This is a genomic window from Pseudonocardia sp. DSM 110487, assembly GCF_019468565.1.
GTDB lineage: Bacteria > Actinomycetota > Actinomycetes > Mycobacteriales > Pseudonocardiaceae > Pseudonocardia.
Genome location: NZ_CP080521.1, coordinates 5,289,634 through 5,306,241, shown reverse-complemented (window position 1 = coordinate 5,306,241; position 16,608 = coordinate 5,289,634). Strand labels below are relative to the sequence as shown.

The following is a 16,608-nucleotide window of genomic DNA, read 5'->3' as shown; positions in this document are numbered from 1 at the left end:
GTCGAGTAGCGCCGGCCCAGAACTTCCCGGTGGTCGAGTAGCGCCGGCCCGCCAGGGCCGGCGCGTATCGAGAACACTTCCCTGCAGGATGGTGGTCTCGATACGGGCCGGCGCTGGGGCGCCGTCCCTACTCGACCACCGGAGGGCTGGGGCAGCCGGCGCTACCCAAGATCGGCGATCTTGCGCCGGTCAGCGCTGGGCGTCGCGCCAGGCGATCCACTCCTTGACCAGGCCGAGGTCGTAGTCGGGGCCACCGACACCGATCGTGAACAGGCTCGCGCCGGCGGCGAGCAGCCCGTCTGCGACCTCCTGCGGCGGCGCGGACACCCCGATGGAGCGTTCGATCTCGCCCGGGTCGCGGCCGACGTCGGCGCAGTGGCGGTCCAGGATCTCGCACTTGCGGGTGAAGGTGTCGAGGTCGCCGAAGCTGTGCCAGATCGTGGCGTGCTCGGCCGTGTAGCGCAGGGTCTTGCGCTCCCCGCCACCCCCGACGAGCACGGGGATGTCGCGCGTGGGCGCGGGGTTGAGCTTCGACCAGCGGTCGCGGATGCGGGGGAGGGCCTGGGCGAGGTCGGCCAGCCGCGCGCCTGCGGTCGCGAAGTCGTAGCCGTACTCGTCGTAGTCGCGCTGGAACCAGCCTGCGCCGATGCCCAGGATGAGGCGTCCGCCGGAGATGTGGTCGACGGTGCGGGCCATGTCGGCGAGCAGTTCGGGGTTGCGGTAGCTGTTGCAGCTGACGAGGGCGCCGATCTCGACCCGGCTGGTGGCCTCGGCCCACGCGCCGAGCATCGTCCAGCACTCGAAGTGCTTGCCGTCGGGCTCCCCGTACAGGGGGAAGAAGTGGTCCCAGTTGAACGCGATGTCGACGCCGGCATCCTCGGCCTCGGCGAGGGCGGCACGGATCTGCACGTAGTCGGCGTGCTGGGGCTGCAGCTGGACACCGATCCGGATGGGGTGGGTCATGCCCTTGATCCTCCACCGTCACCCGGTCGGCCGCCGGTGAAATTACTCTTTGTAGTTATGTGATCACCAATCGTCATGACGGCGGAACGATTGAGTAACACAATCGTAACGCGCCGTCGACATGGTGGACGCACTTCGGAGCGTTGGGGGAAGGGCACGAAGTGGACACTGCGGACGATTCAGCGGAAGATCAAGGCCCCGCGATCGGTACCACGGGCGCACGTTTCGGGGGTGCGCCGCGTCGGCGGCGCACCGCCCGCAGGAAGAAGGCGGCCGAGGCCGACGGAGCGCCGGCCGTCGAGACCGCGCCGGAGGCGGACACCGTGGCGATCCCGGTCGTGCCGCCCGGCCCGGCTCCGCGAGGGGGCGCCCGCATGCACGGCGCACCGGCTGAGGCGTTGGCTCCCGTCGGACGCGCTGAGCCGCCGCCCGAGGTGGAGGTGCCCGACGTAGAGGTGCCCGACGTGGAGGAGCCCGGCGGACCGGTGGTCGGGTTGACGGGCGCCCGCTTCGGGGGCGCCCGCAAGGAGCGCAAACCCCGGCCCGCGCCGGTCGAGCCGGTCGCTGTTGTTCGCGTCGGTCCGCAGGCTCCGCTGCCGGTCGCGCCGCCCCAGCAGGAGGCGGAGGAACCCGTCGCAGGCGGGTCGGCGTCCGTGCGTCCGTACGTGTACACCCGCGGGCGCACGCGCTCGGCCTTCCAGCTCTCGATCGAGACGCTCGTGTCGGCGGTCCCGCAGTCGCGCACGACGAGCCTCACCAGCGAACACCATGCCGTGCTCGGTCTGTGCCGGGAACCGCGGTCGGTCGCGGAGCTCGCGGCGCGCGTGGGTGTGCCGCTCGGAGTGGCGCGCGTTCTCGTCGGCGACCTGGCGGCCGCGGGAGCCGTGGCCGTCCACCGCGTCGCAGGCTCCGACGGACCCGATCTGGCGCTGATGGAGCGCGTGCTCAGCGGCCTCAGGAAGCTGTGACCGGCACGGCCTAGGAGCGCTCTGAACAACTCAGGCCTACTGCGCGGCGCCCAGGCGGCGCCCTCGCCGCGTTGGACGATCGCGCCGATACAACAGCGGTATCGGCGCGATCGTCCGCCTGGGTATCACCGCCCGCCACCTGCTCGACGGCGGCGCCGAGCACTCCAGCACCGCGCGCCGGCTCTCGGCGTTGACCAGCTTCTATCGCCATCTCGCCGAGGAGGACCTCGTGGCGGCGAACCCCGCCGCCCCGGTGCGCCGGCGTGCCGTCGTGGAAGAGGGGACCGGCCGTCGAGCAGGAGGAGCCCGGCGACCGCGCCTGCCAACGATCAGGCTGACGGGTCGCCTTCGGCAGCTGCCCGTCGCTCCGATACGAAGCGTTCGACCACGCCGCGGATGACAGACGCCATCGTGAACCCGTGCTCGCCACACCAGTTCCTCAACTGCCCGTGGAGCTCCTGCGGCAGCCGCACTGTCACGAGCTGGGTCTCTCCCGTAGGAATGTCGCCGAACATCTGTGCCGTTCGGAGGCGCTTCACCATCCACTGGTCCTCAGGGTTAGAGGCTGACACCCCGAACCGACTCTCCAAGAGCCACCCGATGATGACCTTCCGGTCGTCCGGTGAAGCCTTCTCCAACAGCTCGGCGAGTTTGGCGGATGGTTGATCAATCATCATCTGAGGGTATCTCGCCGATAGTGATCACGCTAGCGCGCGATAGCGCGAGGGCCAAGACGCGGGCTCCGCCCACACCCCGGGTGATGCCGGTGTGGCGCAGCGAGTGCGCCGAGAGCCAATCCCACTCGGTGATCTCGGCTGCGGCGGCGAGGCGGCGGACGAGCTCCCACAGCTGGCTGGGCCGCATCCGGCCACCGCTGGTGGTGGCCAGCAGCGGCCCTGCCGTCCCCCGCACGCCACGGCCGGTACCCCGGTGTTGCGCACAGCGGCAGCGGTGGTGCGCCGCGGTGCCAGCCGAGCCACCGTGCATGTGATCACCGGGGTGCGGGTGACAGCGACGCACGAGCGGACCCGCACCGCGGTGCGATGGGCGATCCGCAATGCGGTGGTCTACGTCGCTACCGGACTGTGGGTAGTGGTGCGGCGGGTGTGGGAGGCGCACACCCAGTCCCGGTACGAGCGGATGTTGCGCCAGGCCGAGTTGGCCGGCGACATGCAGCGGTTGATCGACTGGGAGCAGCGGGCCGAACGGGCTCGTGCGATGCGGCACAAGCGGCGGATGGACTGGATCGCTGCCCCGTTTGCCCTCGCCAAGGCGGTCGCAGTCGCGGCGATGACGATCGCCGGGATGTTGCTGGCGTGGGGTATCACCCTCGCCGTCGGCCACCGGGATCTGTCCTGGGTGCTCGCCCCGCTCCATTCGGCGGTGGACCTGATCGCGTGGGTGGTGTGGCTGGTCACCGTGCTGTGGCTACCGCTGGTGCTCGCCGCGCCGTGGCTCGCGCTGGCCGTGTTGTGGCAGCTCGGCCGCACCCATGGCACCGTGCCGACGCACTTGCGAGGACACCACCTGGACGCCGCTCGCTACGGCCTGAGTTGTTCAGGACCCTCCTAGTCAGGCAGGCCCGACCGGGCCGTGCAGCATGGCCGGCACGGCCGACGCGGGCACGGGTGGGGCGAAGTACCAGCCCTGCCCGGTGTCGCAGCCGAGCTTGCGCAACCGCTCGAGCTGCACCGACGTCTCCACGACCTCGGCGGTGACGGACAGGCCGAGCGTGTGGGCGAGCTCGATGAGCAGTGCGAGCACCTCGAGGTCGACCTGGTCGGATTCGGGATCGCCTCCTGACTCGACCGCGGTGAACGGCCTCGTGACGAACGGCCCTGCCAGCTTCAGCGCGTGCACCGGGAGGGTGCGCAGGTAGGCGAGGTTGGAATAGCCGGTGCCGAAGTCGTCGATCGCGATGCGCACCCCCATCGCCGCGAGGGCGCGCAGCGCGTCTAGCGGTTCCCCGGTGGTGCCCATGAGGTCGCTCTCGGTGAGCTCCAGCTGCAGTGCGTGCGCCGGCCAGCCGGAGTTGGCGAGGATGCGCGCGACGTCGTCGACGATCCCGGGTTCGCGTACCTGGCGAGCGGCGAGGTTGACGCTCATGAACAGCTGCGTGTCCGGGTGCTCCGCCCGCCAGCGGACGGCCTGCCGGCACGCCTCGGAGAGCACCCACCTGCCGAGCGGGACGATCAGTCCGGTCTCCTCGGCCACCGGGATGAACTCGTCCGGTCCGATGCGGTCGCCACCGGGCGGTTCCCAGCGCACGAGCGCCTCGACCCCGACGAGCCGCTGGTCGGTGAGGCGGACCAGCGGCTGGTAGTCCACGACGAACTCGCCCGCACCGAGTGCGTCTGGCATCCGGGCGGACAGCTCGAACCGGGCGACGGCGGCGCGGTGACGCTCGGCGTCGAACTCCGCGACCCGGTTGCGGCCGTCCTTCTTCGCCCACTGGAGGGTGGTGTCTGCCGCCTTCATCAGATCCGCCGCGCTGTCGAGGTCCGTCGAGCCGCATGCGCGCTCGACGACGCCGACGCTGGCGGACACGAGGACCCGGTGCGGGCCGGAGACCACCGGGCGCCGCACCACGTCGAGGGCGCGCTGTGCCACGCGGAGCGGGCCGACGTCGAGCCGGCCGTCGGCGGCCCCCTCCACGAGCACGACGAACTCGTCACCCGCCATCCTCGCGACCATGCGCCCGGCATCGCTCTCGGCACCGGTTCCCGGGCCGATCTCCGCGGCGAGCCGGTGCGCGACGGTCTGCAGCACGTGGTCGCCGACATCGTGGCCGAGCGTGTCGTTGACGGCCTTGAGGTCGTCGAGGTCGAGGTAACAGATGCCGACGTCGCGACCGGCACCGAGCGCGGCCTCCAGCCGCTCGAAGAACAGCGTGCGGTTGGGGAGGCCGGTCAGGGGATCGTGCTGGGCCTGGTGGCGCAGCGACGTCTCGAGTCGGTGCCGCTCGGTGACGTCGGCGATCATGGCGACGATGAAGCGGGGCGACCCGTCCGGCGCCCGGACCAGGGAGAGGACGACGTCGGCCCAGATCGTGGTGCCGTCGGCGTGCGGATAGGACCGTTCGAGCCGGACGTGCTCCAGCTCGCCTGCCTGCATCGCGCGCAACTTCTGGGAGTGCTCGTGGTCGTCGGCGGGAACGTACGTCTCCATGGAGCGGTGGAGCACCTCGTCGGCCGTGCGGCCGAACATCTCGCATACCGCCCGGTTCACCTCCACGATCTCGCCATCGGCCGTGACGATCGCGATGCCGATCGCCGCGTCGGCGAACAGGGCGCCGAAGCGGGCCTCGCTCGCCCAGCGCGCCTGCTCGGCGGCGGCACGGGCGACGAACGCGGCCGTCGTGACCCGTTCCTGCTCGGCGCGCGTGCGCTCCTGCAGCGCGGCGGCGTAGCCGGCGGCGAGAGCGGCGACCACCTCGGCACCGCGGTCGGCATCGACCCGGGCGAGGGCCGGGCCGAGCACGCTGAGCGTCTTCTCGAGGGCGGCCGGGTGCGTGAAGTGGGACTCCACCAGCCACCGGCCGGCAGCGGTACCCGCATCCGGCTCGCGCACCCCGGACGCGGCCTCGAGCAGCGCGCCGGCCCGTTCGACGAGCACCGCGTGCAACGCGGGGCGCGGCACCGGTACGAACCCGGCGGCCTGCACCGCGCCGGCCCACGCGGTGCCGAGCGCCTGCGCGTCGTCGCCCATGGCCGCGCCCCCGCTCGTGACCCCTGACCGCCCGGGGCACGAGCGATCTTGGCGGGAGCCTACCGCTCCGCGGTAGTCACCGGGCTCGGTCAGGGAGACTGCCGGGGGCGGCCGCCGCGGCGCATGTCGCCGGTGGTGGTGCGGCGGCCGGGGTCGAGCAGGCGCTTCCACTTCGCCTGGGCGGCCTGCCGGCTCGACAGCTGCGCCTGCACGGCGTCCGCGACCTGGGCCCATGTGAGCCCGTCGGCGCGCAGCCTGCGGATGAGGTCGCGCTCGTAGTAGTCGGCGAGCCTGCGCATCTCGCCAACGTGCGCGTACCAGGCCGCCGCGGCGTCGCGGGTGAGCCCGCCGTCCTTCGACACTTCCTTGAGCCGGTCCAGCCGTCCCGTGATCGACCGGTCCGGCCGCGCGATCATCGGATCCACGCGGTCCAGCCAGCGCACAGCGTCCTCGTACTCCATGCCGTCAATCATTCATTGACGCCCTCGAAACGTCAACCGATCATGGACGTGACGCGCCGGCGAACCTCCCCGGGACGGGGCAGCGATGGCCTCGGGGTGGTGGTGGCGGGGGGAGTGGCGGGTCAGCCGCCGAGCGGTTCCACTCCCGTCACCCAGACGGCAGGGAATCCCTGCTCGTCGGAGGCGGAGAGGTCGATCTCCGCGGTGATGGCCCAGTCACGGTGGCCCTCGGGGTCCTCGAGGACCTGCCTGACGAGCCAGCGCTCGGCTTCCTCTGTGACGGAGAAGAACTGCGGACCGCGCGCGTCCGGGCCTGCCCCGATTCCGTCGTTGCCGTGCTCGGCGAAGTAGGGCGTGAGCGCCTCGCGCCAGGCGTCGGCATCCCAGCCGGCCTCGGCGTCGAGCTCTCCCAGCTCGTCGAACCGGTGCAGGGCGGCGAGCTCGACACGGCGGAACAACGCATTGCGCACGAGCACGCGGAAGGCCCGCGGGTTGGCGGTGACCGCGGTCGGGGCGGCGTCGAGCGAAGGTGGCTCAAGACCCTCGCCCGCCCCGGCGCCCGCGGCCAGTGCCTCCCACTCGTCCAGCAGGCTGGAGTCGACCTGGCGCACCAGCTCGCCCAGCCACGCCTCGACGTCGATGAGCTCCTCGGTCTTCGCCTCATCCGGGACGGTCTGGCGCAGTGCGCGGTAGGCGTCGGCGAGGTAGCGCAGCACGAGGCCCTCGGACCGGGCGAGGCCGTAGTGCCCGATGTACTCGACGAACGTCATCGACTTCTCGAACATGTCCCGCGCCACCGACTTGGGCGAGAGGTGCGCGTCCTCGACCCACGGGTGGCCGCGCCGGTAGGTCTCCAGCGCCGCGTGCAGCAGCTCATCAAGGGGCTTCGGGTAGGTGACGTCCTCGAGCAGAGCCATGCGCTCCTCGTACTCGATGCCCTCGGCCTTCATCGCGGCGACGGCCTCCCCGCGGGCCTTCTTCTCCTGCGCGATGAGTACCGGGCGCGGGTTGTCCAGGGTGGCCTCGAGCACCGACAGGACGTCCATGGCGTACTGCGGCGAATCCCGGTCGAGCAGCTCGATCGCGGCGAGCGCGAACGGGGAGAGGGGCTGGTTGAGCGCGAAGTCGAGCTGCAGGTCGCCGACCACGCGGACGCGGCGGCCTTCTGCGTCGGGCTCCGGCAGCTCCTCGACGACACCGGCGGCGCGCAGCGCACGGTAGATCGCGATCGCGCGCCGGATGTGGCGGCGCTGGCGCGCCCGCGGCTCGTGGTTGTCCTCGAGCAGGTGCCGCATGGCGGTGAAGGCGTCGCCCGGACGCGAGATCACGTTCAGCAGCATCGCGTGGGTGACGGAGAAGTGGCTGGTCAGCGGTTCGGGCTGGGCGTTCTGCAGCTTCTCGAAGCTCGTCTGCGACCACCCGACGAAGCCCTCGGGCGGCTGCGTGCGCACCACGCGGCGGCGCTTCTTGGCGTCGTCGCCCGCCTTGGCGAGCCGCCGGGCGTTCTCCACCTCGTGGTCGGGCGCCTCGGCGACGACCGTGCCGACGGTGTCGTAGCCCGCGCGCCCGGCGCGGCCGGCGATCTGGTGGAACTCCCGTGCCTTGAGCGGGCGGGTGCGCTGCCCGTCGTACTTCGACAGTCCCGTGAAGAGCACGGTGCGGATCGGCACGTTGATGCCGACGCCGAGGGTGTCGGTGCCGCAGATGACCTTCAGCAGCCCGGCCTGCGCGAGGGTCTCCACCAGCCTGCGGTAGCGGGGGAGCATGCCGGCGTGGTGCACGCCGATGCCGTGGCGTACCAGCCGCGACAGCGTCTTCCCGAAGCCCGCGGTGAAGCGGAACCGCCCGATCAGCTCGGCGATCGCGTGCTTGTCCTCTTTCGAGGTGACGTTGACGCTCATCAGCGCCTGCGCCCGCTCCACGGCGGAGGCCTGCGTGAAGTGCACGACGTAGACCGGCGCCTCGTGCGTCTGCAGCAGCTCGGCGATCGTCTCGTGCAGCGGGGTGAGGACGTAGCGGAAGTGCAACGGCACCGGCCGCTCCACCGAGGTGATCACCGCGGTGTCCCGGCCGGTGCGGCGGGTGAGGTCGTCGCGGAAGAACGACACGTCGCCGAGCGTGGCGCTCATCAGCAGGAACTGCGCCTGCGGGAGCTCGATCAGCGGTACCTGCCACGCCCAGCCCCGGTCGGGGTCGGCGTAGAAGTGGAACTCGTCCATCACCACGGAGCCGACGTCGGCGCCCCGCCCGGTGCGCAGCGCGATGTTGGCGAGGATCTCCGCGGTGCAGCAGATGATCGGCGCCTTCTCGTTCACCGCGGCATCCCCGGTGAGCATGCCGACCTTCTCGGCGCCGAAGGTGTCGATGAGCTGGAAGAACTTCTCGCTGACCAGCGCCTTGATCGGCGCCGTGTAGAAGGTGCGCTCCCCACGGGCGAGTGCCGCGGCGTGCGCGCCGACCGCGACGAGGGACTTCCCCGAGCCGGTGGGCGTCGAGAGGATCACGTTGCCACCGGTGACCAGCTCGAGCAGCGCCTCCTCCTGGGCCGCGTAGAGCGAGAGGCCGCGCTCCTCGAACGCCCAGTCTGTGAACGCCTCGACGAGCGCGTCGGGATCGGAGGAGGAAGGAAGCCGGTCGGTGAGCGTCATGATGCCCCCGATCGTCCCCCACGCGCCCGGCGACGTGGGGCCGAGGGTCGACACCCAGCGGAAACCCGGATCCGCCGGTACACGCACTGGACTCGCGGTCCGGGACACTGGCTACCGTGGCTTCCGTGACGGAGCGGGGGACTCGGCGTGGCGTGCCCGGCCTCGTCCCGCCCATGCAGCCGGCCACCGTGACCGGCGAACCGCCCACCGGCCCCGACTGGATGGTGGAGGTGGCGTGGACGGGGCACCGCTGCATCGCCTACGTCGAGCCGGGCCGGCGGGTGCGGCTGCTGTCGGGTGCCGACAACTCGATGACCGCCGCCTACCCCGAGCTCGCGGAGCCGCTGCTGCGCCGGTCGCCACCGGGCGGCATGGTGCTCGACGGCACGCTCGTCGCGCGCGGCGAGGAGCACGCCGTCCGCCCCCGGCTGATCGCGCGCCGCAGCGCCCGACACCGCCCGTCGGAGGCGACGATCCGGCGCATCCCCGTCGACTTCCAGGTCGCCGACCTGCTGTGGCTCGACGGGCACAGCACCACCGAGCTGCCCTACGCCGACCGCCGCGCGCTGCTCGACGGCCTCGGCTTCGCCAGCCCGCCGGTGTGGACCACATCCCCGCTGCCCGCCACCGAGATCGGCACGATGCTCGCGATCGCCGAGCAGAAGGGGGCCGACGGGCTGCACGCCCGGCACCTGCGTGGCCGCTACCACCCGGGAGGGCGCTCCCGGTTCTGGCTACGCCTGCCGGTCACCCGCACCCGCCAGGTGCTCGTGGGCGGCTGGACACCCGCCGACCCGCACCGGCCCGAGACGGTGGGCACCCTGCTGCTCGGGGCCCCCGTGGCGGACACCCCGGGCGCCCTCCACTACGTCGGCCGCGTCGGGGTGTCGCTCGGGGAGCGCCGCAGGCTCGCCGGCGCGCTCGCCGACTGCGAGCAGGACGCACCCCCGTTCGTCGACGCGGTACCGGACGCGGCGGCGCGCCACGCGCGCTGGGCGCGGCCCGAGCTCGCGGGGCTCGTGGAGTTCTCCGGCTGGATCGGGGGCGGACGCATGCGCCGCCCGTACTGGCGCGGTTTGCTCGACGCGGCGGACGTCCACGACGACCGGTGGGCTCGCCCGCCGGAGCCCGCGCCCGCCACGGAAGCGCCCGTCGAGCCGCCGCCAGAGCCGGTCAGCCCGGAGCCGCCGCCCGAGTCGGCGGAGGCTGCCACCGAGGCACGCCGCCTGGAGCAGCACTTCGTCTACAACTCGTTGAACACGATCGCCGCGCTGATCCGCACCGACCCCGGCCGGGCCCGGGACCTGCTCATGGGATTCGCCGACCTGTCGCGGGCCGTCGACCAGGTCGGCGGGAGCACACTGGGCGACGAGCTCGCCGCCGTGCACGGGTACCTGCAGCTCGAGCAGGCCCGGTTCGGCCAGCGGCTGCAGGTGGCGGTGGACGTGGCGGACACCCTGCACCCGATCCCCGTGACCCCGATGCAGATCCTCGCCGCCGTGCGCGACGCGGTGCAGCGCGACATCGAGCCGCGGCCGGAGGGTGGCCTGCTCAGCCTCGCCGCCCGGGCCGTGGAGGGCGGGTGCGAGGTGCGCGTGACGGGCGGATCGGCCGAGGCACGGACGATCCACCTGCCCTCCGAGCACCTGCCGTGATCGGCCCCGACGGGTTGGGGTGCTCCGCTACGGTGGGCCCGCCGGACGATTTGACGGCTCCGCCTCCCCGAGTGATCGCCGGCTCGGTACCGTGCGCTCATGCTCGGCCTCCCCGACGGCACCCGCGCGTGCCTCTTCGACCTCGACGGCGTGTTGACCGACACCGCGAGCGTGCACGCCGCGGCCTGGAAGCAGATGTTCGACGAGTACCTGCGGGCCCGTGCCGAGCGGGAGGGCATGCCGTTCCGGCCGTTCGACGTCGCGACCGACTACGCGGCGTACGTCGACGGCAAGCCACGGATGGAGGGCACCGACTCGTTCCTGCGCTCCCGCGGCATCGAGCTCCCGGCCGGTGGGCCGGACGACGCCCCGGAGGCCGACACCGTGTACGCGCTGGCCATGCGCAAGAACGCGCTGGTCCAGGAGAAGATCGTCACCGTCGGCGTCGAGGTGTACCCGGGATCGGTGCGCTACCTGCACGCCGTGAAGGACGCGGGGCTCGCCACGGCCGTCGTGTCGTCGTCGGCGAACGCCGCGCAGGTGCTCGAGGTCGCGGGCCTCGCCGGCCTCATCGACCACCGGGTCGACGGGGTCACCGCGAAGGAGCGCGGTCTGCCCGGCAAGCCCGCCCCCGACACGTTCCTCGCCGCAGCCGCCGACCTCGGGGTCGGCAAGGACGAGGCAGTCGTGTTCGAGGACGCACTGGCGGGTGTCGCGTCGGGCAAGGCGGGCGGGTTCGGTCTGGTCGTGGGTGTGGACCGGCTCGGACAGGCCGACGCGCTGCGCGAGCACGGCGCCGACATCGTCGTCACCGACCTGGCCGACCTGCTGGACGGGATGCCATGAGCCCCGACCCGGGCCGCGCGTTCACCGTGGAGCCGTGGGTGGTGCGCGAGCCGCGGCTGGATCTGGACCGAATGGGCCAGGTCGAGTCGGTGTTCGCGCTGTCCAACGGGCACATCGGCCTGCGGGGCAACCTCGACGAGGGGGAGCCGCACGCGATGCCCGGGACGTACCTGAACTCGTTCTACGAGCGGCGGCCGCTGCCGTACGCGGAGGGCGGGTACGGCTACCCCGAGTCCGGGCAGACGATCATCAACGTCACCAACGGCAAGCTGATCCGGCTGCTGGTCGAGGACGAACCGTTCGACCTGCGCTACGGGCAGCTGCGCCGCCACGAACGGGTGCTGGACCTGCAGGCCGGCACGCTCACGCGGGAGGTCGAGTGGGCCTCGCCCGCGGGCCGGATGGTGCGGGTGCGCTCGACGCGGCTGGTGTCGCTCACCCAGCGCGCGATCGCCGCGATCGAGTACGAGGTCGAGGTGCTCGACGCTGCCGCACTGCTCGTCGTCCAGTCCGAGCTGGTGGCCAACGAGCAGCTGCCGGCCCGGGACGAGGCCGACCCGCGGGTGGAAGCCGCGCTCACCGACCCGCTCGTCGCCGAACAGCACCGCTGCGACGACGCCGGTGCAACGCTCCTGCACCGCACCCGCCGCTCCGGCCTGCGGGTGGCCGCGGCGATGGACCACGAGGTGCACGGCCCGGAGGGCGTCAAGGTCACCTCGGAGGCCACGGAGGACATCGGCCGCACCACGGTGATCGCCCGCCTCGAACCCGGCCAGACGCTGCGGCTGGTGAAGTACCTGGCCTACGGCTGGTCGTCGCGCCGGTCGCTGCCTGCGCTGCACGACCAGGTGCGGGCGGCGCTCGCGGCGGCCCGCTACACGGGCTGGGAAGGGCTGTGCGGGGAGCAGCGCGACTACCTCGCCGACTTCTGGCAGACCGCCGACGTCGAGATCGACGGTGACGCCGAGCTGCAGCAGGCCGTGCGGCTGGCGACCTTCCACGTGCTGCAGGCGGGCGCGCGGGCGGAGCGGCGGGCGATCGGCGCGAAGGGGCTGACCGGCGAGGGCTACGACGGGCACACCTTCTGGGACACCGAGACGTTCTGCATCCCCGTCCTGTCGCACATCGCGCCCGATGCCGCCGCCGACGCGCTGCGGTGGCGGCAGACGATCCTGCCGCTCGCCTACGAGCGCGCCGAGCAGCTGGGGCTGCGGGGTGCGGCGTTCCCGTGGCGCACGATCCGCGGCCAGGAGTGTTCGGGGTACTGGCCGGCAGGTACGGCGGCCTTCCACATCAACGCCGATATCGCCGACGCCGTCCGCCGGCACGTCGCGGCCACCGGGGACGTGGTGTTCGAGCGGGAGGTGGGCCTGGAGCTGCTGGTGGCCACCGCGCGGTTGTGGCGCTCGCTCGGGCACCACGACTCGGCGGGGGAGTTCCGCATCGACGGGGTGACCGGGCCGGACGAGTACACCGCGATCGTGGACAACAACGTCTACACCAACCTGATGGCGCAGGCGAACCTGCGGGCGGCCGCGGACACGGCGGCGCGACACGCGCGGGCGGCGGCGAAGCTCGGGGTGAACGCCGAGGAGATGGCGTCGTGGCGGGATGCCGCGAAGTCGATGCGGATCCCGTTCGACGAGGTGCTGGGCGTGCACCCGCAGGCGGAGGGGTTCACGCACCACCAGGTCTGGGACTTCGAGAACACGCCGCGGGAGAAGTACCCGCTGCTGTTGCACGTGCCGTATTTCGACCTGTACCGCAAGCAGGTGATCAAGCAGGCGGATCTGGTGCTGGCGATGCAGCTGCGGCCGGACGCGTTCAGTCCGGAGCAGATGCGGCGCAACTTCGCCTACTACGAGGCGCTGACGGTGCGGGACTCGTCGCTGTCGGCGTGCACGCAGGCGGTGGTGGCGGCGTGGACCGGGCATCTGGATCTGGCTTACGACTACCTGGCAGAGGCCGCGCTGGTGGATCTGGACGATCTGGCCGGTAACTCCGATCACGGGGTGCACATCGCGTCGATGGCCGGCACGTGGACGGCGGTGGTCTCGGGGTTCGGTGGGATGCGGATGGACGAGGCGGGGATCACCTTCGCGCCGCGGCTGCCTCCCGCGCTGTCGCGGATCTCGTTCGGGCTCCGGTGGCAGGGGCGGCAGTTGCGGGTGGAGATCCGGCCGGACGAGGTGGAGTACCGCCTGGTCTCCGGGCCGCCGATGCGCCTGCGCCACCACGGCGAGGCGGTGGCGCTCGCGGAGGATCCGCAGGTTCGGCCGATCCCGCCGCTGGAACCGGTCGAGCCGGTGGAGCAGCCGTACGGCCGTGGTCCGAAGGCCCGTCACCCGGGCAGCTGATCGGCGGTCGGCGCGTACGCGGTCGCGGAGCGGGTACGTGATGCGGGACGCCGAGCAGGAGGGAGAACGCTCGTGGACCCCGACCGCGCCCGACAGCTACTGACCGGCGAGCTGACCGCACTCGACGACCGGCTGCGCGCCGCCGAGGAGAACCGCGCCGAGACCACCGTGGACGCAATCGGCCCCGAGGGCGCTCTCGGCCAGCATCCGGGCGACTACGGCTCCGACGTGAACGCGACGATGGAAGCCCGGATGAGCGTCGAGACGATCACCGAGCAGCGCAGGCGCGTCCTGGACGCGATCGAGCTGCTGGACGAGGGCGGCTACGGGCGGTGCGCCGTCTGCGACCGTGAGATCGACGACGAGCGGCTCGAGAGCCGGCCGGAGGCCCGTACCTGCCGGGAGCACGCGGACACGCCCGTCGTGACGTAGCGCCGCGCGCAGCGGGACTTCACAAACCCAGTCCCCACTTCACACAAGGCCGGCCATGTGTGAAGTGGGGGCTGGGTGTGTGAAGTCGGCTGTGGTCAGGACCAGAGCCCCGGTTCGCCGTAGCCCCGCGGGGGTAGATGGGGCGTGTGAGCGAGGCCCCCGAGGAGTTGGTTCGGGTCGATCCCGCGGCGCCCGGCTTCTCCCGCAGGCGCCGTGGCCGCGGATGGAGCTTCTACGACTGCGCGGGCGCACCGATCACCGACCCGGCCGAGATCGCCCGCATCAAGTCCCTCGCCATCCCTCCCGCGTGGCAGGACGTGTGGATCTCCCCCGACCCCGGCGGACACATCCAGGCGGTCGGCGTCGACGCCGCCGGCCGACGCCAGTACCGCTACCACGAGGAATGGCGCCGCCTCAGGGACCGGGAGAAGTACGAGCGCGTGCTCACGCTCGGGGATGCCCTGCCCGACGTGCGGGTGGAGCTGGTCGAGCGGCTGCGGGGGAAGGGACTCGGCCGCGACCGCGTGCTCGCCGCCGGCGTGCGGATGCTCGACGTCGGCGTCTTCCGGCCCGGCGGCGAGGAGTACGCCCCGGGGGACGACGAGGAGGACGGCACGTTCGGGCTCGCGACACTGCGCCGGGAGCACGTGCGGCTGCGGCGAGGGGCGGTGGTGTTCTCCTACCCTGCGAAGGGCGGGGTGCCGCGCACGCTCGCACTGCGCGACCCGCTCCTGCACCGGGTCGTGAACTCCTTGCTCCGGCGCCGTGGGGGAGGTGAGGACCTGCTCGCCTACCGCGTCGGCCGCGGGTGGCACGACGTGCGGGCCGAGGACCTCAATGTGGCGGTCAAGGAGCTGATCGGCGATCAGTACAGCTGCAAGGACCTGCGCACCTGGAACGCCACCGTGCTCGCCGCCGTCACCCTCGCCGCCCGGGCCGCCGAAGGCGGGGTGCCCGAGAAGGAACGCGCCCGCACGAGGATCGTCAACCGCGCGCTCGAGGAGGTGGCTGCCCACCTCGGGAACACCCCCGCGATCGCGCGCGGCTCGTACGTGGATCCCCGCGTGATCGAGCGGTTCGAACGCGGCCGGACGGTGCTGCGGGCGCTTCGAGGGCTCCAGAACGGTTCGCCCGTGCCCGACCTGACCGAGGACGCCACCCGTGCCGCGGTCGAGCGGGCCGTTGTGCGGCTCATCGCCGCCGGGGAATGAGCGCGTCAGTGAACGGCCTCGTGGGTCCACACCTCGCGGGGCTGGTGGTGCAGCCGCCAGTAGTGCTCCGCGATCTCGTCGGGATCCCATGCCGTTCCCGGGGCGACCGGCCCCGCGACCGTCACGGTGGCGACGTGGACGCCCGCGTCGCGGTACTGCGTGTCGAGCAGCGCGGCGAGGGTCCGGACGCCCGCCTTGCCCAGCGACAGGCTCACGTAGCCGGGTTTCGGCTCCGGCATGCCGCCGGTGACCAGGAACGTGCCGCTGCCCCGCGCGGCCATCCGGGGGAGCACCTGCGCGGCGGCCGTGAGGGCCCCGACGACGTTGACCGACCATGCCGCGAGCTGACCCGCCGCCGCGAGCTCACCGGGCTCGTCCGGCCGGATGAGAGCCGCGTTGTACACGACCACGTCCGGCAGGCCGAACCGCTCCTCCGCGGCGGTCAATGCGCCTCGCAGCGCGGCCTCGTCGGCGACGTCCGCGGTGAGGGCCAGCACGTCGACCCCGGACGCCGCGACGCTCCCGGCGACGGCGTCCACGGTCGCCCGCGACCGGGCCACGACCGTGACCGGCATCCCGCCCCGCGCGAACCGGTTCGCGATCGCCCTGCCCGTTCCCGGTCCCGCTCCCAGCACCACTGCGCCTGCCATGTCCTCGGACGCTAGAGCCTGACACCGGTGTCAAGGTCAAGTGCGCGTGCGTAGCGGCAGCGCGCACGGGTACGCGACGGGCATGACTGGCAAGCTGGACGGAAAGCGCATCGCGATACTCGCCACCGACGGAGTGGAGCAGGTGGAGCTCACCGAGCCGCGCGACGCCGTGACGCGGGAGGGCGCCCGCACCGAGATCGTCTCGGTGGCCGAGGGCGAGATTCAGGCGATGAACGGCGACATCACCCCGGCCGAGAAGTTCGCCGTCGACCGGACCGCCGCCCAGGCGAACGCCGCCGACTACGACGCCCTGATCATGCCCGGCGGCACGGTGAACGCCGACCGCCTGCGGATGAATGCGCACGTGCGCGACTTCGTGCGCGACGCGTTCCGGGCGGGCACGCCGGTCGGCGTGATCTGCCACGGCCCGTGGACGCTGGTGGAGGCCGACCTCGTCCGCGGCCGAACGTTGACCTCCTACCCGAGCCTGCGCACCGACATCCGCAACGCGGGCGGCACCGTCGTCGACGAGGAGGTCGTCACCGACAACGGGCTGGTCTCCAGCCGCAACCCGAAGGACCTTCCCGCGTTCTGCGCGAAGATCGTGGAGGAGTTCGCGGAGGGCACCCACCGGGTGCACGACCAGGGCGCCACCGTGTGACAAGGCCTCCCTCCGGAGTTCACGCGTCACTCCATCGGGTAGTCATGG

14 protein-coding genes are annotated in these 16,608 nt (G+C 72.4%); 8 read left to right on the top strand and 6 right to left on the bottom strand.

From position 1 onward, the window contains the following. Window positions 1-189 precede the first annotated feature (189 nt). Complete coding sequence (locus K1T35_RS24800; protein ID WP_220254086.1) at window positions 190-963, bottom strand: LLM class F420-dependent oxidoreductase; 774 nt, start codon at window positions 961-963, stop codon at window positions 190-192. Between the two features lie 161 nt (window positions 964-1,124). Between K1T35_RS24800 and K1T35_RS24795 the strand changes: the two genes are divergently transcribed. Continuing rightward, window positions 1,125-1,931: a DUF742 domain-containing protein gene (locus K1T35_RS24795; protein WP_220254085.1), complete on the top strand. Its 807-nt coding sequence runs from the start codon at window positions 1,125-1,127 to the stop codon at window positions 1,929-1,931. A 329-nt stretch (window positions 1,932-2,260) separates the two neighbouring features. Here K1T35_RS24795 and K1T35_RS24790 read toward each other — a convergent pair whose 3' ends face one another. Then, the gene (locus K1T35_RS24790) at window positions 2,261-2,605 is read right to left on the bottom strand and encodes a hypothetical protein (RefSeq protein ID WP_220254084.1); all 345 of its coding nucleotides are present in this window, start codon (window positions 2,603-2,605) and stop codon (window positions 2,261-2,263) included. A 331-nt stretch (window positions 2,606-2,936) separates the two neighbouring features. Between K1T35_RS24790 and K1T35_RS24785 the strand changes: the two genes are divergently transcribed. Continuing rightward, on the top strand, window positions 2,937-3,503 hold the full coding sequence (locus K1T35_RS24785) for a hypothetical protein (protein ID WP_220254083.1): 567 nt from the start codon (window positions 2,937-2,939) through the stop codon (window positions 3,501-3,503). Here K1T35_RS24785 and K1T35_RS24780 read toward each other — a convergent pair whose 3' ends face one another. The 3 genes from K1T35_RS24780 to K1T35_RS24770 form a co-directional block, all read right to left on the bottom strand. Next, a complete protein-coding gene (locus K1T35_RS24780) occupies window positions 3,504-5,639 on the bottom strand; it encodes a bifunctional diguanylate cyclase/phosphodiesterase (RefSeq protein WP_220254082.1) in 2,136 nt (711 codons plus the stop codon). An 89-nt stretch (window positions 5,640-5,728) separates the two neighbouring features. Then, on the bottom strand, window positions 5,729-6,100 hold the full coding sequence (locus K1T35_RS24775) for a hypothetical protein (RefSeq protein ID WP_220254081.1): 372 nt from the start codon (window positions 6,098-6,100) through the stop codon (window positions 5,729-5,731). Window positions 6,101-6,222: 122 nt separating this feature from the next. Next, window positions 6,223-8,748 carry an RNA helicase gene (locus K1T35_RS24770; RefSeq protein WP_220254080.1) on the bottom strand — a complete coding sequence of 842 codons (2,526 nt, stop codon included), beginning with the start codon at window positions 8,746-8,748 and terminating at the stop codon, window positions 6,223-6,225. Between the two features lie 125 nt (window positions 8,749-8,873). Between K1T35_RS24770 and K1T35_RS24765 the strand changes: the two genes are divergently transcribed. The 5 genes from K1T35_RS24765 (at window position 8,874) to K1T35_RS24745 (ending at window position 15,249) form a co-directional block, all read left to right on the top strand. Next, window positions 8,874-10,403, top strand: a complete 1,530-nt coding sequence (locus K1T35_RS24765) for a histidine kinase (RefSeq protein WP_220254079.1) — start codon at window positions 8,874-8,876, stop codon at window positions 10,401-10,403. Between the two features lie 99 nt (window positions 10,404-10,502). Continuing rightward, on the top strand, window positions 10,503-11,249 hold the full coding sequence (locus K1T35_RS24760; protein ID WP_220254078.1) for an HAD family phosphatase: 747 nt from the start codon (window positions 10,503-10,505) through the stop codon (window positions 11,247-11,249). Then, on the top strand, window positions 11,246-13,606 hold the full coding sequence (locus K1T35_RS24755; protein ID WP_220254077.1) for a glycoside hydrolase family 65 protein: 2,361 nt from the start codon (window positions 11,246-11,248) through the stop codon (window positions 13,604-13,606). The genes K1T35_RS24760 and K1T35_RS24755 overlap by 4 nt, the downstream gene beginning before the upstream one ends. A gap of 72 nt (window positions 13,607-13,678) precedes the next feature. Beyond that, complete coding sequence (locus tag K1T35_RS24750) at window positions 13,679-14,038, top strand: TraR/DksA C4-type zinc finger protein (protein WP_220254076.1); 360 nt, start codon at window positions 13,679-13,681, stop codon at window positions 14,036-14,038. Between the two features lie 137 nt (window positions 14,039-14,175). Continuing rightward, on the top strand, window positions 14,176-15,249 hold the full coding sequence (locus tag K1T35_RS24745) for a DNA topoisomerase IB (RefSeq protein WP_220254075.1): 1,074 nt from the start codon (window positions 14,176-14,178) through the stop codon (window positions 15,247-15,249). Between the two features lie 5 nt (window positions 15,250-15,254). Here K1T35_RS24745 and K1T35_RS24740 read toward each other — a convergent pair whose 3' ends face one another. Next, window positions 15,255-15,899, bottom strand: a complete 645-nt coding sequence (locus tag K1T35_RS24740) for an SDR family NAD(P)-dependent oxidoreductase (protein ID WP_220254074.1) — start codon at window positions 15,897-15,899, stop codon at window positions 15,255-15,257. Between the two features lie 82 nt (window positions 15,900-15,981). On the opposite strand from K1T35_RS24740, the gene K1T35_RS24735 reads away from it, so the two are divergent. Then, window positions 15,982-16,560, top strand: coding sequence for a type 1 glutamine amidotransferase domain-containing protein (locus tag K1T35_RS24735; RefSeq protein ID WP_220254073.1), 579 nt, complete (start codon window positions 15,982-15,984; stop codon window positions 16,558-16,560). The last annotated feature ends 48 nt before the right edge of the window (window positions 16,561-16,608 follow it).

What these genes read in the sequence shown, in the direction of transcription:
- K1T35_RS24735 (WP_220254073.1), top strand. Translation starts at nt 15,982, where the DNA reads ATGACTGGCAAGCTGGACGGAAAGCGCATCGCGATACTCGCCACCGAC.
- K1T35_RS24770 (WP_220254080.1), bottom strand. Translation starts at nt 8,748, where the DNA reads ATGACGCTCACCGACCGGCTTCCTTCCTCCTCCGATCCCGACGCGCTC.
- K1T35_RS24780 (WP_220254082.1), bottom strand. Translation starts at nt 5,639, where the DNA reads ATGGGCGACGACGCGCAGGCGCTCGGCACCGCGTGGGCCGGCGCGGTG.
- K1T35_RS24740 (WP_220254074.1), bottom strand. Translation starts at nt 15,899, where the DNA reads ATGGCAGGCGCAGTGGTGCTGGGAGCGGGACCGGGAACGGGCAGGGCG.
- K1T35_RS24755 (WP_220254077.1), top strand. Translation starts at nt 11,246, where the DNA reads ATGAGCCCCGACCCGGGCCGCGCGTTCACCGTGGAGCCGTGGGTGGTG.
- K1T35_RS24800 (WP_220254086.1), bottom strand. Translation starts at nt 963, where the DNA reads ATGACCCACCCCATCCGGATCGGTGTCCAGCTGCAGCCCCAGCACGCC.
- K1T35_RS24790 (WP_220254084.1), bottom strand. Translation starts at nt 2,605, where the DNA reads ATGATTGATCAACCATCCGCCAAACTCGCCGAGCTGTTGGAGAAGGCT.
- K1T35_RS24745 (WP_220254075.1), top strand. Translation starts at nt 14,176, where the DNA reads ATGGGGCGTGTGAGCGAGGCCCCCGAGGAGTTGGTTCGGGTCGATCCC.
- K1T35_RS24775 (WP_220254081.1), bottom strand. Translation starts at nt 6,100, where the DNA reads ATGGAGTACGAGGACGCTGTGCGCTGGCTGGACCGCGTGGATCCGATG.
- K1T35_RS24760 (WP_220254078.1), top strand. Translation starts at nt 10,503, where the DNA reads ATGCTCGGCCTCCCCGACGGCACCCGCGCGTGCCTCTTCGACCTCGAC.